Annotated in this window: 3 protein-coding genes; all 3 read right to left on the bottom strand. The window is 50.1% G+C overall.

Annotated features, from left to right (window positions below; translation table 11 throughout):
- The coding region (locus tag VIM88_RS00290; RefSeq protein ID WP_331860882.1) for an ATP-binding cassette domain-containing protein at positions 1-753 on the bottom strand (753 nt) is incomplete at its 3' end.
- The gene (locus VIM88_RS00295) at positions 705-1,706 is read right to left on the bottom strand and encodes an HlyD family secretion protein (protein ID WP_331860883.1); all 1,002 of its coding nucleotides are present in this window, start codon (positions 1,704-1,706) and stop codon (positions 705-707) included. The genes VIM88_RS00290 and VIM88_RS00295, both read right to left, overlap by 49 nt.
- Before the next feature lie 58 nt (positions 1,707-1,764).
- On the bottom strand, positions 1,765-4,065 hold a 2,301-nt coding region (locus tag VIM88_RS00300; protein ID WP_331860884.1), incomplete at its 5' end, for an efflux RND transporter permease subunit.

Here is a 4,065-nt window from a genome sequence, read left to right on the forward strand (position 1 = left end):
GAGGTTCTCCGTACCGGTCTTTTGGTACAGTGCATCGGGGCTGCCCGTAGCGAGCACCTTTCCTTCATCCATCGCAATGATCAGATCGAAGCGTTCCGCCTCTTCCATATAGGCAGAAGCGATGATGACGCTCATCCCCTCACGGCGCTTTCTCATACGTTCCACCAGCTCCCAGAACTGGCGGCGTGAAAGAGGGTCCACGCCTGTCGTCGGCTCATCAAGGATCAGCAGGTCCGGGTCATGGATCAGGGCACAGCAAAGCCCGAGTTTCTGCTTCATACCTCCTGAAAGCTTGCCCGCAGGACGGTCCCGAAAAGGAGCAAGCCCCGTACTTTCAAGCAGTTCATCGATCCTTGCCTGTCGTTCAGCTTTGCCCTGTCCGAAAAGCCGGCCGAAAAAATGGACGTTCTCTTCTACGGAAAGCGACATATAAAGGTTTTTGCCAAGCCCCTGGGGCATGTAGGCGATCCGGGGACCGATACGGCTGCGGTGTTTTTGAAGGCTCATGTCACCGTCAAAGACCTTGACAGACCCCTCCTGTATCTTTCGTACCCCTGAGATCAGCGCCAATATCGTCGATTTCCCTACCCCGTCTGGTCCTATCAGCCCGACCATGCGGCCAGAGGGAATATCGAAGCTGACATTGTCCACCGCCAACGTATCACCGTAACGGTGGCTCAGGCTGCGCAGGGAGGCTACAGGCGTCATGGCCTTGTTCCGTTGCGCTCTCTTGTCTGCAGTGTATCCGGCCATGGCATCGTTTCATTGAGCCGGACATAGGCCACACCCGGAAGTCCGCTTTTGATCTTGTGCAGATGTCCTTTTAAGAGTTCAGGGTCTATTTTGACCTTGACACGGAACATCAGTTTTTCTCTTTCTGTTTCCGTTTCTATCTCTTTGGGGGTAAACTGTGCTTCGGGAGAGATAAAACTTACCTTTGCGGGTATGGATATCTCCGGCAATGCATCCAGTACGATACGCGCCTCCGAACCGATATCGATCAGCCCGACCTGCGATGTCGGAAGAAAGATGGTCATATAGGTGTCAAGAAGATCCAGGACCACCAGGGCTCTTCCGCCGCCGGCTATCATTTCACCCTCTTCGATCAGGCGGTAAAGCACCCTACCTTTTACAGGGGAGTAGAGCTTGCTCTCCTGCAGCTGCACCTCTATGGTCTCTGCCTGTGCTATAGCTGCCTCGATCGCGGCCTCGTAATTGGTCACCTGGGCTTTGGCTGCCCTGACCGCTGCTTCTGCCCTTTGGTATTCTGTTTCATCCTGTTCGAACTGCACCAATGCAATGCTCTTGCTTTCAAATAGGGTTTGGCTTCTTAAAAAGTTCTTCTTTTTCTGTTTGAGATCGATCTCCTGCTGGGAAACAAGCGCTTGGGCATAATTTTTATTTTGTCTGGCCTGCTCTATCAATGCCAGTGCGACCTTGTATTGTGCTTCCAGCTCCCTGGTGTCCAGTTCGGCCAACAATTGACCTTTCTCGACCATATCCCCCTCTTTGACATAGACCTGTGTCAGTCTTCCGCCATACTTGGCCGTGATATCGACCTGTGTGGTCTCTATGCGGCCATTTCCGGAACCGATCCCCTCGAACTGACCATCCTGTTCCCAGTATCCGGTCATGAACCATACACCCAGGAGCAAACCAACAGCCGCCAAACCAACCAGGATATTTTTTACCAACCTGTTTTTCACCTTCTCTCCTCAGTGTTTTTACTTAGTATACCCCAAAAAGCCTTTAATATGAAAAAGACTACTCTCTGGCCGGCCTGATCTTGTTGACCACTGCGTAGAGGGCCGGAAGATAGACAAGGTTCAGGACCGTACCCCAGATCAGACCGAAACCTATAGAGATCGCAATAGGCTGGAGGATCACTGCCTGCCCTGTGGCATAGAAGATCAGCGTAAAGAGTCCAAGGAACGTCGTGATGGACGTAATAAGGATCGGACGCAGTCTCAGTTTTGCCCTTTCATAGAAGGTACCTGCGTTATGCGTGCCATGGAGAAAATCAAGCATAATGATACCGTCATTGATCACCACCCCCGCAAGTCCCAGCATACCGATCACCGAAGGCATCGAGAGGTTGACCCCGACCAGCATATGCCCCAACAGTGCACCCAGCATGGTAAACGGTATCACCGACATCACCATCAAGGCATAACGGATCTTCGGGAAGATGAAAAGCAGTGTGATCAGGATCAGGAATACTGCGATGACCAATGCGCGCATCATGTCGTTCTTTAACTGCTCATTCTTCTCCTGCTCTCCGAGCAGGCTCACGTCGATCCCCTCATCCCGGATCTTTTGCAGCACAGGCTGGATCTTTTTCAGTACATCCACCGCTGTGGTCTTTTTCTTATCGATATTCGCAAACACCGATTTGACCGTGTTTCCGTCTCTTTTTTCGATGATCTCATAGGCCCTGATCTTTTTGATATCGACCACATCGGTGAGCTTGACAAAGTTCCCCTCAGGTGTCGGAAGCATAAAGTGCATCAGGGTTTTTTCCGAATCTTTGTTGATCGCTTTGGTTCGTATCTCCATGACACCGTTCTCATTGAAGGTCATCGCTTTGCGGCTGTCAAGGAAATAGCCCGAGAGCGTCTGTGCGATATCGACCTCGCTCAATCCCAGCTGTTCACCATAGGCATTGATACGGAGCTTGTACTCGACTTTTCCCAGTTGGGCATTGTTGCCTACATCTTTGATATGGGGCATCTGGGAAAGGTTCGATTCGAGCCACTGCATCGCCTCTGCGATCTTTTGTCCATCCTTACCCGAAAGGTTGACATGGATGTCGTTTTTGATCAGACCCGGTTTGTCTTCCATGACACCCAGTTCCTCAAGATGGTATTTCTCCCTGACGGACGCTATCTCCTGTTTCAGTATCTGCGCAAGCTCGTAGGTATGTTCCTCTCTGATCTTTTCCGGGTCATTGAACTTGAAAGAGAAATTCAACACAGGGTTGACATAGGCATCGATAAAGCTCTGGGGCTTCATATCGTAGAGTTCCATCGTGATATAGAGCATATTGTCCCCATTTTCATTGGCTCCGGAAAGGGCCCTGCGGAACCCTACGACCATAGAGGTGGACTTGAGGGCGTAGAACTCTTTTTTTGCCAGGACATGCTCTTCTATCTCTTTGGCTATCTTCTCTGTCTCTTCGATGGACGTATCTACACTGGCCTTACCGGTGATGTAAAGGTAGTTCCCGTCAAAGCTCGGAAAGAACTGGAAATTGAGCATCTTGATCGTAAGTACCGTTAAGATAGGGATCACGACAACGAACGTGAACAGGAAGATATACTTAAAGCGGATCACCTGATGCAGCAAGGCTTCATATTTCTCCTGCAGCGGTTCCCAGTTGATAAAGTTCTTCTGCTCTTTTAGCAGCTCTTCGCTATGCAAAGGGAGGAAAAAAAAGCTTTCAAGCAAAGAGCCCATAAGGATCATGATCACCGTGATAGGAATCAGTATGATAAAGTTTTTGATCTCTCCTGTGAGCATGAACAGAGGAAGGAATGCGGCAACCGTGGTCAGCGTTGCAAGCGTCACGGGAAGTACCATCTCTTTGAGACCTTTGAAGACCGCCTCTTTTTTGGGCACCCCTTCATTGATATGGCGCTGAATGTTCTCAGAGACCACAATGGCGTCATCCACAACGATACCGATGACGATCAGCCCTCCCAGCAGAGAGACGATATTGATCGAGTAGCCCGTATAGTAAAGGAACATGATCCCTATGGCAAAAGAGATGGGGATACCCATCACCACCACAGTGGCGATGCGGAAATTGATCAGCAGCGCCATCGAGAGAAATACCAGTATCAATCCGAACATCAGGTTCGAGATCACGGTGTCAAGTCTGTCCTTGACCGGCTTGGAACTGTCCTGGTAAAAGTCAAAATAGACATCCGGAAACTCTTTGGAGAGTTTCTCCTTGGCATACTTCTGCAGCTCTTCAGAAATATCCATCGCATTCCCTTCCGCTCCTTTGGAAAGCACAAGCGTGATATTGGTACGTCCGTTGAAAGTGGAAAGCGTTGTATCCTG

The sequence above is a fragment of the Sulfurovum sp. genome, from assembly GCF_036568385.1.
Taxonomy (GTDB): Bacteria; Campylobacterota; Campylobacteria; order Campylobacterales; family Sulfurovaceae; genus Sulfurovum.